Below are 17,897 nucleotides of genomic sequence, written 5' to 3'. Positions count from 1 at the left end.
GAAGCTTGGGATGGGATTTAAAAAAGCTTCGCCCAATCCGAAAGGACAGAGGCGAAGCCTGCAGCTTACATCAACAGCGTGATGACAAGCAGTTCATACAGCACTAACGGCAGAATCGTTGGACCAAACAAGGCACGTGGTTCAGGATAACCATGCATCGGTGTCACCTGGAGGTACAGAATTCCGCGATCTGCGCTGATAATGACACCTTCCCAGACCTGACCGTCGATGTTCTGAACTTGTACTTTTTTGCCGACATGCTGCCGAACGGTATGATGAAGCATATCCCGTACACGCTGCACGGATTGCAGCAGGGGTTGATTGGCCTGATATACAACACGGGCGGATGTTGTGGATGGTGATTCAGACATGATGCTCAATCCTTCCTCAAAGTAAAATCGTTCTTACTTCAAGATATGCATTCGCCTACAAAAGGTGATTACACATAGGTCATCTTGAGCGCTCCACGGCCGCTTTCGCAGCTAACCTGACCCAGTGCGCCATTTACAAAAGTCATCTGAGGTGGAATATGACCCAGATCTACATCATATAAAATAGGCACATTCAGATCACCAAGTGCGGAAGACAGGGCATCGGTAAACGTAAAATCATCTGTGTCGGAATAACCGTCAGGTCGCCCAAACAGGAAACCATTCGTACCGGCAAACCATCCGGCTTGTCTCATCTGCCACAGGCGGCGATAGATATCACTTGCGTCCATCTCGCAGCTTTCCAGATACCAGATCGTTCCTTCGTCAGTGCAGTACTGCTGCAAATAGGTTTCTACCGGTGCAAACGGAGTGCCGATCAGGCAGCTGATCGTGTCCATACAGCCTCCAAGTAATCGTCCGGCAAAACGGACCGGGGCATCTGTATCTTCGGCAGCTCCAAGCTGCTTCCAGCGGGATGGCGTATCCAGATTAAAGCCGGGCAGCTCCATATTCCATTCGGATTGATAATGTGTGGAGGAGATCTGTGCAGCTTCTTCTCCAGCACTGGTCTGCAGTACATCCAACCAGCGGGATGTAACGGAATCCTGTTCACTTAATCGAAGATCTATGAAGTTAGTGCCGTGGGCTGAAGCTGATCCGGTTATTAACGTATAAGCAAACAGGAACGTACTGGTATCCGAGTAACCCAAAATCCATTTGGGAGGTGACTTTTTCAGCGCATCCCAGTCCAGCAGGGGCAGTATGTCCATTAGAAACTGTCCTCCCCATGGAGGAATGACAGCCTGAATTCCCGGATCAAGCATAAACGCATTCAGTTCTGCGGCGCGAATTTCTTTGGGAGCACTCACACATTTGGAATTGCTGCGCAGTGAAGAGCCTTCCTTAACCTTGAAACCAAGGCGCTCCACATGATTTTTGCTGTGCTCCAGATAGTGATGCATGGACGGGCTTACACCACTGGAAGGTGCGGTTAGTCCGATGGTATCGCCCTTCACGAGTGGCTTTGGGTAACGGATGGAACGCTGGTTCATTCATAACACACCTTTCATTTAAAGTGCGACTGCATTACTTGTTTACGGGTATTTCTAAAGAGAAAGGAGAACGGCTTTGAACAGGGTAAGAGTAAATCTCCATGCTCAGTTTTCCTTTTGCTGCTGTCCCATTAGAAATGGTAACCCATGCTTCGGCTGTGCCGTGTTCACCGGAAGGACTCCAACCGGATTCTTTCATATCAAAATCTTTTCCGGTACTGTCCTTGATATTAGTGAAGGAGAGCCCTGAGGTCGCATTTTCGGCATCAGCAGCGGAAAAATGCATAATGGTATCCTTACCTTTGGTCTTGTAGTCTAGAAGGGTTAATTCTTGCGGTCCGCCTTCGATTTTATTAGAAGATGGATCAACTTTAATCATCAGTTTATCCTTATCCAGTGCTGAAAGTCCAGATGCTTGCAGGGTCAGTTTCTTAGGTATCGAGAAATACATGCTCTCAAAAAATACAGAAGTCCCGTAACCCCCAATGGAAGCTCCGTCCGTTCGCCAAGCTCGGCCTTGTTCATCGACCAGCTGCAGATCACGGATGCCAAAAATCTTTTTGCTATTGTTTGCATCATACTGGATATCCAGCACAAGCCTTGTCGGGTATAAAGTGGCCTGTTCAACAGTAAATCGCTGCCCGTCAAGAGTGATGGTTTGGTTAACGGGGATGACCTTTTTCATGTTTTTGGTGAGAGTGTGATCTACTGGAAAAGTGATTTTCCACGTATTATTTGTTTTCTCCAGACGATTTTTAAAGACAACGGTCAGTTGATCTGGCGGTAAAGATTCATTGAATGATACGTCAATAATATCCTCATAGGTAGGACTTTCCGATTCCGATACAGGTTTGGGTGAAGAGTAACTAAAGGCAACCGGAAGATGTTTACCATTTTCATCAAGCAAGTCGATGTCATAGTCGAATTTTTCCGTATCTTTCATATTCTTTATCTTATAAAAAATAACCATTCGTGACTCGTCTGTAATAATGCCTTCCACGGTTACAGAGCCCCCATCATGCTCGTCGGTGATGCCGACCTTCTGCAGCAGGGACTGATCAATAGCCATCATGAGTCCTTTATCCTGCCGGATCAGACTGACGACACCTTCCATGCCAGGCAGCTGCTCCACAAAGGACGCAAATGCAGGAGACACGCGAATACAGCCAGTAAATAACAAAATGATGGCAGCTGCCGAGATAGAACTGGTAAGCCAGCGCAGTCTGGATTTTCGTTTACGGGAAGCTTGCTCGATTCCGGCCCGAACAGCGCGCGATGCCGCAGCGTCCGGTACGCTCATTGCATCATATTCGGTCTTCCGAGCCTGCAGACGTTCTTCCAATGCTTCAAACGGGTGATGTTCGTTGGTCATGATGATTGTTCTCCTTTCGGTTCAAGTTGATCCCGGAGCTTTCCAAGGGCGCGGTGCAGCCGTGATTTTACCGTACCTGCCGGGATTTCCAGAATATCAGCCACTTCGGTCAGCGAGAAACCTTCGAAGTAACTTAGAATGATGATTTGTTTATATTCCGGTTCCAGTGCTGCTACTGCAGCAGCCAGATCCGGGTCCTCGGGACGATCCCAGCGGCCGGATTCCTGGATTTCCGTGACCGGGCTGAACCGGATTATGCGTTTCCGCTCGTCTGCACAGTAATTTAGAAGAATGCGGATCAACCACGTACTGAAGTAAGAGGGTTCTTTCAGTTTTTTGAGTTTGCGGTATGCCCGGTAGGTTGCTTCCTGTATCGCTTCCAGAGCATCGCCCTCATTATGCAGATACGCATAGGCGATCCGGTACAGGCGGCTCTGATGCATTTCCATTAAGGCTGCAAAAGCTGCAGCATCCCCCTTTTGTGCAGCGCGCGTAAGTTCGGTAGGGGTCACAAGGCTCCTCCTTTGTTGATGTTGTTTCATATTAGACAGGGAAAGCGGTCAAACGGTTCTTGTATTCAAAAAAAATTATTCATGCTGCTTGGAGAAAGTTCCTCTGCATTATACAGCGAATAACCGTCAAACCTCCTAGAAGCATGCTGCTCCATGAGAGTCTGACGGTTATAAGTGTATCCTTTATCCTTCGTGGCCGTATCTCGAATCCATTCTATTTGCGGAGCGTCTCCACCGCCTGCTGCAGGCGCGCTGCTGCAGATGCATTGCCTCGCTGCCGTGCAATGTCCAGTGCCGTTTCACCTGAAGTGCTTAATGCTTCGGCATCGGCTCCATATTCGAGGAGCAGTTCAATAATGGCTGTCTGATCCGTATGAAAGGCTGCGGTATGAAGCGCATGCTGTCCATCACTATCAGCGATATTTGTGGATGCGCCATGTTCCAGCAGTAGACGGATGACTTGGACTGAACGTTCTCCAGCCAGTGCGGCGTGCAGAGCGGTATTGCTGGGAATGAAGGAAATGAGGGAGTGGGAGATGGCATTTACATCTGCTCCATGCTCAAGTAACAGCTGCACACTCGCTGCTTGTCCATAATGTGCGGCATATCCCAGAGGAGTTAAGCCGTCCTGATTTTCCGTATTCGCCAGTTCCGGATGCGCCTCAAGCAGAGACTTCAGTCCTGCCGCCTCGCCATCTTGTGCAGCTTGAAACAGCTGATTCACCTGTTCTGTATAATGCTTCGCTTCGTTCATCTGTACAAAACCTCCTCTTTCTCGTCCTGTGAATGGTTATGATGCCTGCTGAGATATTGCAATTATAGGCCATTCAATTCGGCAGCGCTTCTTCAAAATCACCTTTTTTCCGGTACAGAGAAGGAGGGAGATGAAACCTTTTGGTGAACAGCGAGCTGAATGAGCCTGGACTCTCGAAGCCGACGCTTAAACAGATATCGGTGACAGGCAGGTCGGTGTCCACTAACAGCTTCCTCGCGGCTTGCAGTCGTCGTTCTGTCAGAAATTGATGCGGCGAAATGCCAAACAGCTTTTTATAGCTTCGAAGAAAATGATTTACAGACAGATGTGCCGCCGAGGCAGTCTCTGTCAGCGTTATGGCTTGGTCATAGTAAGCAGCCATATATTCATGTCCAATATAGACTCTGCGATATAACTCTTCTCTTGTTGAAGATTTCGCCGCATCAAGGGCATGCATTTCGGACCTGATTTCATGACGTAAAACGAGCATATGCAGTGCAAGCTGATGAAGCTGTTCCTCCAGCTCCCAAGGATCTGTTAATGGAGAAATATAGGAGGAACGCAGCCTTTCAATCGCAGTACCCAGGTGATCTCCCATAGGATATGTGCGTTCAACCCAATCCAATGTCAGGGGAGTGGACGAGGCATAAGGCTCATGCAGCAGATTCAGATCATTGCTGCTGACACTGCGGTTAACCTCTTCGACGAATCCCGGAGGGAAGAAGACACAGAAAGATTCAACGGGTACAGGAGAGTCGATATGGAGCTGATATTCCTGACTGGCATTCAGCAGCAGGTATCGCTCCTGACCGACTGTAAAATGTCCGTGACCCGCTTCGTACAGTGTTGTTCCATGACGAAACGTTTTCAGAGACAGAGCTCCTTGTCCTTTCCAATCAAACTGCGATCTGGACTCATGCAGGATGAACGGCACGGATCTTTGCGTCGTTTTATGTTCAGACCCTTTGTTCATTGCGGATCTTCGCCAAGATGTTTTGCAGCGAGACGCTGCTTCGCGGCTTCTAATGCCGGAATGGCAAAATGGGCAAGGGGAGTGGGCAGTTTATGCAGCGGGAACCAGCCAATCTGACCAATGGCTCCGCCTGCTTCCAGGTTACATGCTGTTCCGCCAAGGACTTTGGTGGAGTAGAGCACAGATATCCAGTGCTCCTGAAGCTCGGGACGAATCGTCTCCGCAGTGCAGAGCAGCCCATCGATGATGATATCCAGATTAACTTCTTCCTTAATCTCGCGGATCACAGCCTTTTCCAGTGTTTCGTACGCATCTACTTTTCCGCCGGGAATGCTCCAGGTATGCTGCTCTGGTGCACGATTACGCCAAACAAGCAGTACCTCGCTGTGTTCGTTGAGGATCACCGCACCTACCCCGATTCGTGGAGCAGCATCTGTAGAACTGCTGCCCTCGGCAGCTTCTGCTGACTCATTGTAACTGCCGGAAAGCAGGTATTGATGGGGATCGGAGCTGACGAGAGAAGCAGGTACTGGCTGAAATGCAATCGGGTGTCCGGTCTGGGCGGACCAATCCGCTGCCAGAATGCTCATGGAGATCAGATCGTATTGTGTGCCGTCCCGCAGTACAGCAGCCCGATGGCGTCCTTCTTCACGGAAGCCAACCTTCAAGTACGCCCGTCTAGCGGCTTCGTTGTATTCAATCACGTCCAGAGCAATCCGATTCAGGTTCAATTCATGGAATGCGTATCGCAAAATCAAGGCAAGCGCGTCACTGCCGTAACCCCTGCCGCGATCACTTTCATTACCGATACCAATGGCCAGCTGTGCAGAGCGGTTATTCCATTCAATCCGATAAATGGCTACAAATCCGATAAATCGGTTGTCGTCGAGAGTGCGCAGTGCAAACTCGAAATCCTGACCGTTCCGAACCGACGAGGTTCCGACTTCATCCGATGTTTGTGGGGTCGCAATATCTGTATCCATGTTACGCAAGTATTCATAGTTATCCGTGAAATATGCGATCTGCATGCGATCTTCAGGGCAGGGTGCCGTGAGTTTGACCTTGGAGCCTTGAAAAGCATTATATTGACGAGTCATGCCGCACCTCTTTTGGTTGATATAACATCCTTCGTTCATCCCATTATACTACAGCCGATAGGAATACCGAACATACCCGTTAAATTGTTTGTTTTCGAGAATAAGAGATTGGCGTCCGAGATATTTATGAAATTCAGAAAAGATTTTTGCACAAAAAAACAGCCGCGAGGGCTGCTGCTTCCTAATTATTTTAAGTTATTCAATAAATTCTTCATTTTTTTATAATGTCCGCTAACCCGATCCGCCATGTAATTGTACAGCAGTTGGTTCTCGGAAAGCATGGCCATCTCCCGGTCAATATCCACGTTGTTGTTGTTATTGTTCATGGCTGTTTCATTGTTCTGCATGACTCGGTACTGTACAATGGATGCGTTAGGATTGGTCACGGGGAAATGTTTCTCGTGTGTCCGCTGCATTCTAAGCTGTCCTGTTTTGCCATTCTCGATAATACGCCGCAGCTCATCCTGAAACTCAACGGTAGTGTTCTTGTAATTCGGCGTATCTGCGTTAGCGATGTTGTTGGTGATGGCCTGATGCCGCGCGTTCAATGCTTGCAAAAGAGATTCATTCCGTTTGGAAGTATTGGTTTCGATCATGCTGAGATCCTCCTTCACCGCAATCGAAATGCAGTTATCTCTATTTTAAGAAATTTGCCCACACACTGTCAAGGTAACGAACAAATTCAAGCATCGCCTCTCATACAAAAAAAAGACAAGCACATGATCGATCTGACTCCGATTCAAGAAGCCGATTATCCTCATTACTCGTCTTTGTCGTTGGTAAGTTCTCTTCAATTCGATTCAGGAGAGCGGTTAATATTTTTGCCGTAATAAATTTCGTCCATCTCCAGCTTCAGCCACTCGGTAATCTCCTGCTGTTCGGCCTTGCTCAGCTTGTCCTTGGTGTATCCGAACAAATAATTATCCAGATCGAATTCCTTCAGCTTGCATTTGGTGTGGAAAATGTTCTCCTGATATACGTTCACGTCAATCATGTCGAACCCACTTTTGATCTCGTCCGGGATATAGTTCTGGATAGAGCTGATCTCGTGATCAATAAACAGCTTGCGTCCGCTCGTATCCCTCGTAAAACCACGCACCCGATAATCCATAATCATAATGTCCGTATCGAAAGAATGAATCAGGTAATGCAGCGCTTTAAGCGGTGAAATCTCGCCACAGGTTGACACATCGATATCTGCACGGAAGGTGCTGATGCCTTCGCTGGGGTGAAATTCGGGATAGGTGTGCACGGTGATATGGCTTTTATCCAGCTGCATCACGACATTATCGGGCAGGGGGCCGGGCGATTCATCGAAGGATTCTTCGGGAATCTCGACGATCGGACCTTCGGATACCAGCATCGTTACACTGGCGCCCTGCGGCACGTAATCCTGCTGCGCGACATTCAGGACGTGGGCTCCGATGATGTCCGACACATTTTTCAAAATATGCGTCAGCCGATCTGCGTTATATTGTTCATCGATATATTCAATGTAAGCTTCACGTTCTTCTTTGGTCTTGGTGTAGCAGATATCGTACATATTGAAACTGAGCGACTTGGTGAGGTTGTTGAACCCGTGCAGCTGAATGCGCTGCTCTGGCGTTAAAGTCATGGTTGCAGTTCCCCTTTGTCCCATACGACATAAAAATCGCAGTTTTAATACTACTTATACCCAACCTTGCCCGAAAAAAAACATGAAATTGCGTAATCCGAAACCCAAAAGGTGCTCATCATTCGTCATAATCAGGTTTCTCATCAGGTCACATAATCCGGCATGTGGCTGAAAAAATGCCGCACAGCATCAGCTGCACGGCATCCAACGTTAAAAGGGCAGGCCTTCATCATAGCCGTAATCATTCATGCGTTCTTCCTCTGCGACAGACTGAATGTCTTCCGAGGTTACGGTGATGATGGGGTAATGCTCCTGCTGCTGTTTTTTGACTGCCTTTTCCTTCACGAAACGCGGACTGCCTTCCCCGGCATCTTCGTCATAGACAAGCAGCAGACCATCGCTTTTACGAAGCAGCAGGTCATCCCGGGCAGTGAACTGCCACGGTCCGATATACGGCTGTTTGCTGATGGCGCCATAATAATCCACTCCGGACAGAATGGAACGGTAGTATTCCTGCTTGTCTTCTTTCCACTGTTCCTCGGGATTCTGAAAGGCAGTGATAATCGACAGCTTCAGATGCGGATAGTTCTGTTTCAGTTCAAGCACTACCTCGCATGCCCATAGGTCCACACCGTATTGTCCGGGGGTGAGCACCCATTCGAGTCCATCTTCCACAAGCGGAGTAAGGCGGGAAGAGATGGCTTTCTTAATGAAGGGAATGCCTTCGTGCTTCTGTCCAAAAATCTGCAGTTCATGGGCACGGTACCCGGTGATGAACAGGTTTTGCAGCGTGATGCCCTCCTTTCAGACGGACGGTATGAACGATGTCACGCAGCATCTGTCCGTCTTCATATGAGCTCCTTATTGTTCAGGTGCAGTCTCTCCGCGGAACGGATACAGGAATGGCTTCGGAATATCCGTCTCAAACGTCATTAACTTGCCGGTTGTCGGATGAATAAAGGACAGCACACGTGCATGCAGCCCCAGACGTCCAAGATCTCTCGTGCGTGCACCGTATTTGCGGTCCCCGGCAATCGGATGACCAAGGTCCTCCATATGCACACGAATCTGATTTTTGCGGCCCGTTTCCAGACGAACTTCAAGCAGGGAGAATTCTCGATTCGACTTCAGACGTTTATAGTGAGTAATGGCATGCTGTCCATCGTTCGGACGAGGACTGGAGTACATCTTCAGCGTTTTGGTTTCCTTGAGCCAGGAGGAGATGGTGCCTTCTTCTTGAGCTACGGCGCCCTCAACTAGTGCGACATAAACACGATCCTGTACGTTTTCTTTCCAGTTGTCCTGCAGCTGCTGCTGCACCTCTTCGCTTTTGGCAAACATCATCACACCGGATGTATCCCGGTCCAGACGATGCACAACGAAAATCCGGTTTAGCGGATTCGTACGACGGACATGTGCCATCAGCTGGCGATAAGCGGTCAGATCATCACTCTTGTCAGCTGCGATAGACAGCAGGCCGGCTTCCTTGCGAATGACAATGATATCGTCGTCTTCATGCAAAATGTTAATGCCCGTCAGGGAAGGAGCGGCGACAGCACCTTCTTTGCTGATGAACACAGTCTGTCCAGGCGTCAGCGGCTCGTTAAACTTGGTCACGACTTTCTCATCCACGGATACTTGCCCACGTCCCAAAATGGATTTAACGGCATTACGTCCTGACTTCAGATGTTTCAGCAGGAAATGCAGCAGTTCATCCGGCTCCGTTACTTTGTACTGGCGTGGCGGTTCGGATTTGCGATAATGTGCACTACCTGGACGCTTGGATGCCGCGGCCGGCTTGGCCGCTTTACCACCGCTTTTGGTAACACCCGCAGGCGAATGGGAGGCGGAAGCTTGTTTGGCAGCATTCCCCGAGCGAGGGGAAGAAGGTTTTGATGAGGAAGCATTGGAGCGGCCGGATCGCGGCTGGGAGGAACCTCCGTATGATTTTCCTTTGGCAGATGTACTGCCCGTTGAGCGTTTGCGTTTATTCATAGATAACTATCTCCTTCTGAACAGCCTGTACCCTTTGTGTGCATACGATCCGTTCAATTCGTTATGCAGTTCAATATACCATTAACCGCACGGAATTAAAAATAGGTTCCTCAAATCTGCAGCCCATCCAATCCGAAGAGTTTTCAGTTTCATAGAATATGTTATCCCACAGCATTGGAGGTGTTACTTTCATGGGCGTGTTTCTCGATATGAGAACCTCGGAGAACTCGGGATACGTAGGAGCGCCAGGGCTTCCCTTATCCGAATCCCCTGAAGCCTTCGGCGCAATTGGTCTTCAAACACAGGGGGTCATTAATCCGATCATTACCTTGAACGGTACGGTGGGTGTAACAGGAGAACTCGGCGATACGTTTACTGTAGAGATTGTACGCGGTTTTCTGTACGATCCGTTCTTCATCATCTATCGTGCACAAGGAACAATCGGCCAGAATGGTGGTGCCGAGTTCCATTCGTTTACAGCTCAGGATCTGGCCGCACCACCAGCGCTGGAAAGTGTATATACTTCGTTCATCTCGGGTGTGTCTACAGCCGTGCGGACTGGGCCGGAGATGTTCTATGGCATTGCTGCGACAAACTAATCAAATAAAGGCATGCATGATTTCGGGTACAGCTCGGAGGGTGGAAGAATTGTACAACCACCCGACGTGTTTTGCCAAACAATCTTTGGATCTGACCAGCGCACAGCTCATGCTTCAGCATGTTTCGTTTCAATTAAGGTGATATGCAAAACCCCCGACCTCGGCAGGCGGGGGTTTTGCATTATCATATACAGCTGTACTGTGCACGTCCCGTATGAGAACGGATCAGGTTAGAGGGAAAAGGGAAGTGGATGAATACAGATTAGTTGGGGCGTCCTTTCAAAATCATGTTGTTGGCTTTACCAAAATCGATGGCGACTTTACCTGTAAGTGCTGCTGTTCGCTCGGCTAGAATGACAGCGTTAACGCCGCAGGAGAAAAGTGCCACATCAAAATCATCTTTGTGGGCTTGAATCCATTCCAAAGTTTCATCCATCTGATCGTAGTTATCAAACGGAAGTGAGCTTACAAGGTTGAGATGGTAAGGCTCCTTAACTAGTGCGGCCTGTAACTCTTCCAGCTCACGTGTCACGAGCAGCACTCGTTTGCCAGCAAGCATCTGCCAGAACCGCGGCACCTGCACAAGTTCACGATTCACACAAGCATGACAGGTCAGCGCAGGTGAGATGCCGTAGTGAGCAAATATCATATCGGTCAGCGGCCGCTTGAGATAATCCGGAGCTTTGATCATGCTGTCTCCGCGTGGAAGGACACCGACAATAGTGGCACGCTTCAATGAAGAGGCCACTTCGTCCCGCATCTTCAGATTGGGCAGCCGCAGCCCCTTTTGACCAAGATTGGCTTTTACCGCCCAGCGCTCCTGAAGCACCTGTTCCATCGGCCACACCGTTTCTTGTGACATGACGATATTCTCGCCATCCCCCACACGCACCAGTGAGAAGGGACGCTGCTCCCGCAAAGCCGTTTCGAGCTGGTCCAGCACTTCCTGCATTTCCAGATAAATCGAATTCATTCGAAACCTGCCTCCTTTGAAAATCAAGCTCCTCTATTCTATGTTGCGAGAGAAACCGTGATCTGTGCGTTCGACCCGCAGAAGATAACTTGGGATGTATATCAATCTATTTATAGGAAAATCAGTACATATGTCGGTGCCGGAATGGTAAGCAGTTCATACGTTATATAGTGCTGGCAGTGAAGAAATCTACGAGCAGGCGATCAGCGCAATAAAAGAGTTTCGTAGACAGAGGCTGCTAAAAAACTATGAAAACGTCTGTACTTGCCCACACCGGCTTACAGCGTTATGAGGAGGAAGGGTATGTCCAGGAAAGTTGTCATTGAAATTAACTTTAATAATTACGGGCTGGACCCGCAGCGTCTGACACGTGAATGGCTGGAGCGCCGCATGACGATTTTTCGCACATTCACACTGCACTGTCTCAAGGCGCAGACGAATCAGGATTTCCTTACGGTAGTGAAGCTCTCGAAGGAATCCGGGGAGTTAATGCAGGAGATACTGGCGGGCCAGGAGCCGCTGCCATCCAATGTTCGTTTTGGAACCCACATTGAGAGTGTCAGAGCTATTCTGGAATTTGCCAAAGATGCTGAAGACATCTATATTGCGCGTCTGGATTCGGACGATTTGTATCATAAAACATTCGTACAGCAGCTCTACGATGTGCAGCCGCAGCCTGGCACGATGGCCTTGATTAACCAGAACGGCTATCTCTGGGACAGTGTAAACAACGAGATGGCGCCGGCGTTCCATCGCTCTCCGCAATTTTATGTGTATCTCTACAAGACGGCGGAATATGCCGCAGGATACCGTGTCAAACTTCCAGGCCGAGGTACGCACGGCAATGTGATCGATCTGCCGCATGAGCTGCTGGCGCCGCGGAACTACGTGAACATTGTGCATTCCAGCAACACATCGGTTAAAAAGGTACCGCCTAAAGATCGACTCACCCAAGAAGAGATGGCTCAGGTTTTACGCGAATTCATGAACTAAACAGGAGGGGATTCATCCATGATTCAAGGACAAACGATTCTGGTCACCGGAGGAACAGGCTCCTGGGGCCAAAAGCTGACTGAGGTGCTGCTGGCGCAGAACCCGGCGGAGATTCGCCTGCTTTCCCGGAACGAATATGCACAGATTGCGATGCAGCGGGAATTCAATCATGATCCGCGCCTGCGTTTCATCATTGGAGATATTCGGGATTACCGGGCGGTGGAGGATGCGTGTAAAGGCGTAGATGTGCTCTTCCATCTGGCTGCCTTGAAGCATGTTCCCGTCTGTGAAGACCAGCCCGATGAGGCGTTCAAAACAAATGTTATCGGAACACAAAATATTATTCGTGCAGCCATTCGTATGCAGATTCCGAAAGTGATCGATGTTTCTACTGACAAGGCGGTTGATCCGATTAACGTGTACGGCATGACCAAGGCACTGGGCGAAAAAATGATGATTCGTGCCAACTGGCTGAGCGAGAAAACGCGTTTTGTATGTATCCGCGGTGGTAATGTGCTGGGTACTAGCGGCAGTGTGGTACCTCTATTCCGGCGGCAGATTGATGAAGGTAAAAACCTGACCATCACAGATGAAGGCATGACGCGCTTTTTCCTGACACGTACCGAGGCCATTCACCTGCTGCTCAAAGCAGCGGAAGCAGCGGTGGGCGGGGAGACCTTTGTGATGAAAATGAAAGCCTGCAGCATGACCGATCTGGCTTCCGTCATGCTGGACCAGGCCGGCCGCCCGTCTGGCGATTACAAAGTGACAGGGATTCGGCCGGGGGAGAAACTGCATGAAGTGCTGATCTCGCCATTTGAAGCACCGCGTACACGTCAGTACGATGCGCAGTATTATGTCATTTTGCCGGAGCATCCTGACCAGGAATTGACAAAGCATTATGATCATCTGCCGCGTGTGCAGTTTGCCCAATACCGTTCGGACAGTGAAATGATGAACAAACCGGCTATCGCCGCGTTTTTACGGGCAGGAGGCTATATCAACTAAGGAAGGGAGGCGGAACGTTTGGAGGTGGAAGATATGAATGAACACAGCCCGTATCCCGAACAACAAGGACAGAAAAAAGACGAGAGACATGCAGCACGCATTCATGACCGCTCCCTCAAGGCTGTGGTCATTGGTCTGGGCTACGTTGGTCTGCCGATGGCGGTCGAGATGGCACAGGCCGGTTATCGGGTGCACGGCATAGATATTGATGCGGACAGAACAGCCAAGCTTCGTGCAGGCCGTTCCTATATTATCGGTATCGAAGATGCTGTGCTTCAATCCCTGATCGAAGCAGAACTGTTCTCGGCAGGTACGGATTACCAAGCAGCTGCTGAGGCAGATGTGGTCGTGATCTGCGTGCCAACCCCGCTGACGGATGCACACCAGCCGGATATATCCTATATATCATCAGCTGTTGGCGCCATGACTCCCCATCTTCAGGAAGGCTGCCTGGTCATTCTGGAGAGCACAACGTATCCGGGTACAACGGAAGAACATGTGAAGCTGCCGGTAGAGGAAGCACGCGGCTGGACAGCAGGTGAGCACTTCCACGTCTGTTACTCTCCTGAGCGCGTGGACCCGGGCAGTGTGCATTATGGTGTGAAAAACACCCCCAAAATCATTGGCGGCTCTACTCCAGCCTGTCTGAGTTATGGTGCACAATTTTACGGCTCGTTTCTGAATGAAGTGGTTCCGGTAAGTTCAACGACTGTAGCCGAGACCGCTAAACTGTTCGAAAATACGTTTCGCAGCGTAAACATTGCGCTGGTCAATGAACTGACCCCGGCCTGTGAGCAGATGGGTGTTAACATCTGGGAAGTGCTTCAGGCAGCGGCAACGAAGCCGTTTGGTTATATGCCGTTCTACCCCGGCCCAGGCATTGGCGGGCACTGCATCCCGATTGATCCGATCTATCTGTCCTGGGCGGCCAGCCGTCAAGGATCGGAGCTGCAGTTTATCCAGCTTGCAGATGCCACCAACAGGCAGATGCCGGAGCATGTGGTGCGGCGTGCAGCAGCTCTGCTGGAGCAGCGCGGCCGTTCTATTCGCGGCGCCCGCGTTGTACTGGCGGGAATGGCGTACAAAAAAGACATTGACGACCTGCGCGAATCGCCAGCGCTTGACGTATTCCGGCTGCTGCGCGAGGCGGGAGCCGAGGTTGTTTTCACCGACCCGATGGTACCGGTCTTCCGGCAGGATGACGGCACGATGCTCCAATCTCGGACCGCTTCGCCGGAATTGTGGACATGGGCTGATCTGGTGATAATCACAACCGACCACTCTGCGTTCAATTATCAGGAGATGGCGGATCATGCTCAGCTGATTTTTGACACACGCAATGCGACTGCTTCATGCCGCGGGGGAAACATCGTTGTACTGGGCCAGCCGACAGGAAAAGAAGCAAATCGAAAACGTTTAGAAGCGGGGCAGGAACTTCTAGAAGTAAGACAAGAACATCCGGTAAAAAATGATAAATATCAAGAAAAAGGTGATAAACACCTGGCAGCAGGCCAAACGCGGCGAGAAGTGAGCAAAATACCGGATGCAGCGCGCAAAGATACTGCGTCGGTTCGAAATGACGAGAATGACAAAGCGAACGAAAACCGTGACCGCGCTCAGACTCGCAGGGCTCATCCAGACGGAGAAAATGCGCACGGAAAAACGGGAGATGACTATGGCCAATCATGACCGGGTGAACGAACGTTACTATGGAGAGATCAATTCGGAGGATTCCCACGAAGCGACGAGAGCCCGCGTGCACTGGATGTGCCGCGAGACAACGGGCAGACGTATTCTAGATGTCGGATGCAGCCAGGGGATTACGTCCATTTTGCTGGGAAGGGAAGGCTTCCGCGTGACAGGGGTCGATCTGGAGGAAGGCAGTATCACTTATGCGCAGCAGGAGCTGGCCAAAGAATCGAAGCCGGTGCGTAACAATGTGGATTTCCGCATGCTGGATATTACGCAGTGGAAGGCCAGAACGAAGTTTGACACAATCCTGCTGGGAGAAGTGCTGGAGCATTTTGCACATCCCGAGACATTGTTGACGCATTTGCATCGCCTGCTGGAGGAGGAAGGCACACTGATTGTGACGGTTCCCTATGGCTATCATCCATTCCATGATCATAAACAGACGTTCTATGCGGGCAATTTGGCAATGTGTCTGATGCCGTATTTTGAAGTACTGAAATTGGAAGTGCATCATAAATATCTATGTTGTACGGCGCGTAAGCGAGAGAAAGCACAGCTTCATATGAAGCCGGACTTGAATCAGGTACTGGACTGGATGAAGCTGGATCATACGCATTTTACCGAGGTGGAGCAGCAGCATCTGCGGTCCATGAAACAGCGCAAAAAAGCACTGGACAGTGCTGTCGATCAGTTGAAACGCCTTCGCCGTCAGGAGAACGAGGAAAGATAGACGGTGTGCTGTGACAGTGAGTTCCGCCGCACGACTCTAACGATCTGCAGGAACCTTATTTAGTTTATTTAGGCAGGATGAGAAGTGTAACGATCTCCAGCGACGCTATTTCTCGTAAAACGGACGAAATGCCTTGAATTTACACCCGAATCGCGAAAATAGCGTTCCTCGGAATCGTTACATTTTCAAAAGGCTTGAAATGAACAAAATAACGTCATCTGGAATCGTTAGCCGCAGCAGCAGGCGTAAGTGGAGTAAGTAGGTGAGCCAGTAGTGAGTAAGTGAGTAAGTGAGTAAGTGAATAAGTCAGTCAGTAAACCAGAGCGAGTAGTAAGTGAGTAAGAGAGAGTGTGTATGAGTAGTTGTGTGCTGAATGAGTAAGTAGGCGAGTAAGTAAAGTTAAAGTTAAAGTTAAAGTTAAAGTGATGCAGAAGCGTGAATTAGTACGGGTACGACAGGAAGGGGCTTGAAACGTGATCACCATCAGTTTGTGTATGATTGTGAAAAACGAAGAACGCAAACTTGCACGTTGTCTTGACTCGGTGGCTGGTATTGCAGATGAGATCATCATCGTCGATACGGGGTCGTCGGATCGAACGATGGATATCGCTGCGAAGTATACCGACCAGGTCTATACGTATATGTGGAATGAGGACTTCGCCGCAGCGCGCAACGAGTCGTTTGCCCGGGCCACGCAGGAGTACATCCTATGGCTCGATGCAGATGATGTGCTGCTGCCTTCGGAACGTGCAAAGCTGGAGGTATTGAAGAAGCAGCTGCCGTCCGGCGGAAAGACGGCCGGTGTGATTATGGGCTATACGCTGGCCGAGGGACCGGAAGGCAGTCCGCTGGTAGCGGACCGCCGGCTCCGCCTGGTCAAGCGGGATGCCGGGTGCCGCTGGCAGGGCCGGCTGCACGAGCAGCTGCACTTCCCGCAAGGCGAGATCATTACGGCAGATATTGCCGTTACCCATCGCCGCGAGGCGGTCAATCATTCGGCGCGAAACGTGCGCATTCTGCGCAAATGGATCGCCGAAGAGGGCATAGCCCAGGGACGCCTGCTGTTCTACTATGCAGGCGAATGTTATGACCGCCAGCGCTATGCGGCTGCGGCACGCGGTTACGCCAAGCTGCTGGAGCAGCCCAGCGGTTACCGCGAGGACCGGCTCATTGCCTGCGCAAGGCTGGCGGAATGTTATGAGCGGCTTGGCGAGCCGGGCCGCAAACTGGGCGCACTGCTGCAGTCGTTCCAGTACGACCTGCCGCATGCCGATTTCTGCTGCGCAATTGCTTCCTGCTTCCATGAGCGGCAGGAGGTAATCACCGCCATCTATTGGTATATGCAGGCGGTGGACGTGAGCAGTCGCGATCCGGGTCTGCGGCCCGTCCCGGCAGCCTGCCGGACCTGGCTGCCGCATGCCCGGCTCTCACTCTGTTATGCTCACCTCGGCAGCTGGGAGCAGGCTCTGCTGCATAACACGAAGGCCCGGGAATATCTGCCGAAGGATCCAGGTTTGCTGGGCAATCGGGATAAGCTCGAAGCTGTAATTCGCAAGCAGCGGAAAGCGCAGTAAGATAGGAGAAAAGCGGAGAAAGAGGGATGAGGAGATAGAGGGAAGAGTGAGCCTCTTCTCGGAACTCGAAGCTTCTAATGCAGGAACTCGAAGTCTCTTACGCAGGAGTCCAAAGTCTCTAACGCGGTTAACAGGAAGGAAAAGCACTGTCATAAAGAGGAACAGTCGGATAGCTTACATCCGTTTGCAGCAGTGATCAGAAAGAAAAAACCGTACAGCACGGCCAAAATTTTGTACAGTGTGGCGGACATTCGTGCCCTATTTTCATGACAGGCTGCCCTGCCGTATTAGATCAGGGTCTCTTTGAGAGAGACGGATGCAGAAATACCCCGTTCAACCGTGAGCAACGGTAAACGGGGTATTTCTTTTTGTCTGAACAAGTTATAATGCTTCGACCAAATGGAATGACTCCCCGATTCAATTCGACTTAATCCAAGCCAAACGAAACCAATCAAACCAATCAAACCAATCAAGTCAACCAATCCCAATCACTTCAGTCCCATCCACTTCTAAAGTCTTATCCGAGG

Annotated in this window: 18 protein-coding genes and 1 pseudogene; 6 read left to right on the top strand and 13 right to left on the bottom strand. The window is 50.2% G+C overall.

Annotation, left to right across the window (positions count from 1 at the left end; genetic code table 11):
- Positions 1–65 precede the first annotated feature (65 nt).
- The 12 genes and pseudogenes from ABXS70_RS18820 to ABXS70_RS18765 all read right to left on the bottom strand — a co-directional run bounded on the left by ABXS70_RS18820 (position 66) and on the right by ABXS70_RS18765 (position 9,801).
- Complete coding sequence (locus ABXS70_RS18820; RefSeq protein WP_366289971.1) at positions 66–371, bottom strand: hypothetical protein; 306 nt, start codon at positions 369–371, stop codon at positions 66–68.
- 68 nt (positions 372–439) lie between these two features.
- On the bottom strand, positions 440–1,483 hold the full coding sequence (locus ABXS70_RS18815; RefSeq protein ID WP_366289968.1) for a S66 peptidase family protein: 1,044 nt from the start codon (positions 1,481–1,483) through the stop codon (positions 440–442).
- A 34-nt stretch (positions 1,484–1,517) separates the two neighbouring features.
- Positions 1,518–2,855, bottom strand: a complete 1,338-nt coding sequence (locus ABXS70_RS18810; protein WP_366289965.1) for a DUF4179 domain-containing protein — start codon at positions 2,853–2,855, stop codon at positions 1,518–1,520.
- Entirely contained in the window at positions 2,852–3,367 is a 516-nt protein-coding gene (locus ABXS70_RS18805) for a sigma-70 family RNA polymerase sigma factor (RefSeq protein WP_342554799.1), read from the bottom strand. Before ABXS70_RS18805 ends, ABXS70_RS18810 begins: the two co-directional genes overlap by 4 nt.
- A gap of 214 nt (positions 3,368–3,581) precedes the next feature.
- A complete protein-coding gene (locus tag ABXS70_RS18800; protein WP_366289962.1) occupies positions 3,582–4,121 on the bottom strand; it encodes an ankyrin repeat domain-containing protein in 540 nt (179 codons plus the stop codon).
- A gap of 73 nt (positions 4,122–4,194) precedes the next feature.
- The gene (locus ABXS70_RS18795; RefSeq protein ID WP_342554801.1) at positions 4,195–5,094 is read right to left on the bottom strand and encodes a helix-turn-helix transcriptional regulator; all 900 of its coding nucleotides are present in this window, start codon (positions 5,092–5,094) and stop codon (positions 4,195–4,197) included.
- Entirely contained in the window at positions 5,091–5,513 is a 423-nt protein-coding gene (locus ABXS70_RS18790) for an NUDIX domain-containing protein (protein ID WP_342556274.1), read from the bottom strand. The genes ABXS70_RS18795 and ABXS70_RS18790 overlap by 4 nt, the downstream gene beginning before the upstream one ends.
- Before the next feature lie 192 nt (positions 5,514–5,705).
- Positions 5,706–6,191 (bottom strand): annotated as a pseudogene (locus tag ABXS70_RS18785) (GNAT family protein); the annotation flags it as partial.
- 185 nt (positions 6,192–6,376) lie between these two features.
- Complete coding sequence (gene flgB / locus ABXS70_RS18780) at positions 6,377–6,787, bottom strand: flagellar basal body rod protein FlgB (protein WP_342554802.1); 411 nt, start codon at positions 6,785–6,787, stop codon at positions 6,377–6,379.
- 194 nt (positions 6,788–6,981) lie between these two features.
- Positions 6,982–7,806: an adenosylmethionine decarboxylase gene (gene speD / locus ABXS70_RS18775; RefSeq protein WP_342554803.1), complete on the bottom strand. Its 825-nt coding sequence runs from the start codon at positions 7,804–7,806 to the stop codon at positions 6,982–6,984.
- Between the two features lie 210 nt (positions 7,807–8,016).
- Positions 8,017–8,595: a DUF1273 domain-containing protein gene (locus tag ABXS70_RS18770; RefSeq protein WP_366296686.1), complete on the bottom strand. Its 579-nt coding sequence runs from the start codon at positions 8,593–8,595 to the stop codon at positions 8,017–8,019.
- A 72-nt stretch (positions 8,596–8,667) separates the two neighbouring features.
- The gene (locus tag ABXS70_RS18765) at positions 8,668–9,801 is read right to left on the bottom strand and encodes an RluA family pseudouridine synthase (RefSeq protein WP_366289957.1); all 1,134 of its coding nucleotides are present in this window, start codon (positions 9,799–9,801) and stop codon (positions 8,668–8,670) included.
- A 191-nt stretch (positions 9,802–9,992) separates the two neighbouring features.
- On the opposite strand from ABXS70_RS18765, the gene ABXS70_RS18760 reads away from it, so the two are divergent.
- The gene (locus ABXS70_RS18760; protein WP_342554805.1) at positions 9,993–10,400 is read left to right on the top strand and encodes a hypothetical protein; all 408 of its coding nucleotides are present in this window, start codon (positions 9,993–9,995) and stop codon (positions 10,398–10,400) included.
- A 262-nt stretch (positions 10,401–10,662) separates the two neighbouring features.
- On the opposite strand, the gene ABXS70_RS18755 is transcribed toward ABXS70_RS18760, so the two are convergent.
- Positions 10,663–11,373 (bottom strand): GT-D fold domain-containing glycosyltransferase, encoded by a 711-nt coding sequence (locus tag ABXS70_RS18755; RefSeq protein ID WP_366289953.1) that lies wholly within the window; start codon positions 11,371–11,373, stop codon positions 10,663–10,665.
- Positions 11,374–11,676: 303 nt separating this feature from the next.
- On the opposite strand from ABXS70_RS18755, the gene ABXS70_RS18750 reads away from it, so the two are divergent.
- The 5 genes from ABXS70_RS18750 to ABXS70_RS18730 all read left to right on the top strand — a co-directional run bounded on the left by ABXS70_RS18750 (position 11,677) and on the right by ABXS70_RS18730 (position 17,370).
- Positions 11,677–12,366 carry a glycosyltransferase gene (locus tag ABXS70_RS18750; protein ID WP_342554807.1) on the top strand — a complete coding sequence of 230 codons (690 nt, stop codon included), beginning with the start codon at positions 11,677–11,679 and terminating at the stop codon, positions 12,364–12,366.
- Positions 12,367–12,384: 18 nt separating this feature from the next.
- The gene (locus ABXS70_RS18745) at positions 12,385–13,374 is read left to right on the top strand and encodes an SDR family NAD(P)-dependent oxidoreductase (RefSeq protein ID WP_342554808.1); all 990 of its coding nucleotides are present in this window, start codon (positions 12,385–12,387) and stop codon (positions 13,372–13,374) included.
- Positions 13,375–13,407: 33 nt separating this feature from the next.
- Positions 13,408–15,063 carry a nucleotide sugar dehydrogenase gene (locus ABXS70_RS18740; RefSeq protein WP_342554809.1) on the top strand — a complete coding sequence of 552 codons (1,656 nt, stop codon included), beginning with the start codon at positions 13,408–13,410 and terminating at the stop codon, positions 15,061–15,063.
- Complete coding sequence (locus ABXS70_RS18735; protein WP_342554810.1) at positions 15,050–15,796, top strand: methyltransferase domain-containing protein; 747 nt, start codon at positions 15,050–15,052, stop codon at positions 15,794–15,796. The genes ABXS70_RS18740 and ABXS70_RS18735 overlap by 14 nt, the downstream gene beginning before the upstream one ends.
- Before the next feature lie 473 nt (positions 15,797–16,269).
- The gene (locus ABXS70_RS18730) at positions 16,270–17,370 is read left to right on the top strand and encodes a glycosyltransferase family 2 protein (RefSeq protein ID WP_342554811.1); all 1,101 of its coding nucleotides are present in this window, start codon (positions 16,270–16,272) and stop codon (positions 17,368–17,370) included.
- Positions 17,371–17,897: the final 527 nt, after the last annotated feature.

Origin of the sequence: Paenibacillus sp. AN1007 (assembly GCF_040702995.1) — a bacterium.
Lineage (GTDB): Bacteria > Bacillota > Bacilli > Paenibacillales > Paenibacillaceae > Paenibacillus.
Note: the sequence above shows the minus strand (reverse complement) of the source record. Positions and strands in the feature narration are given on the sequence as shown.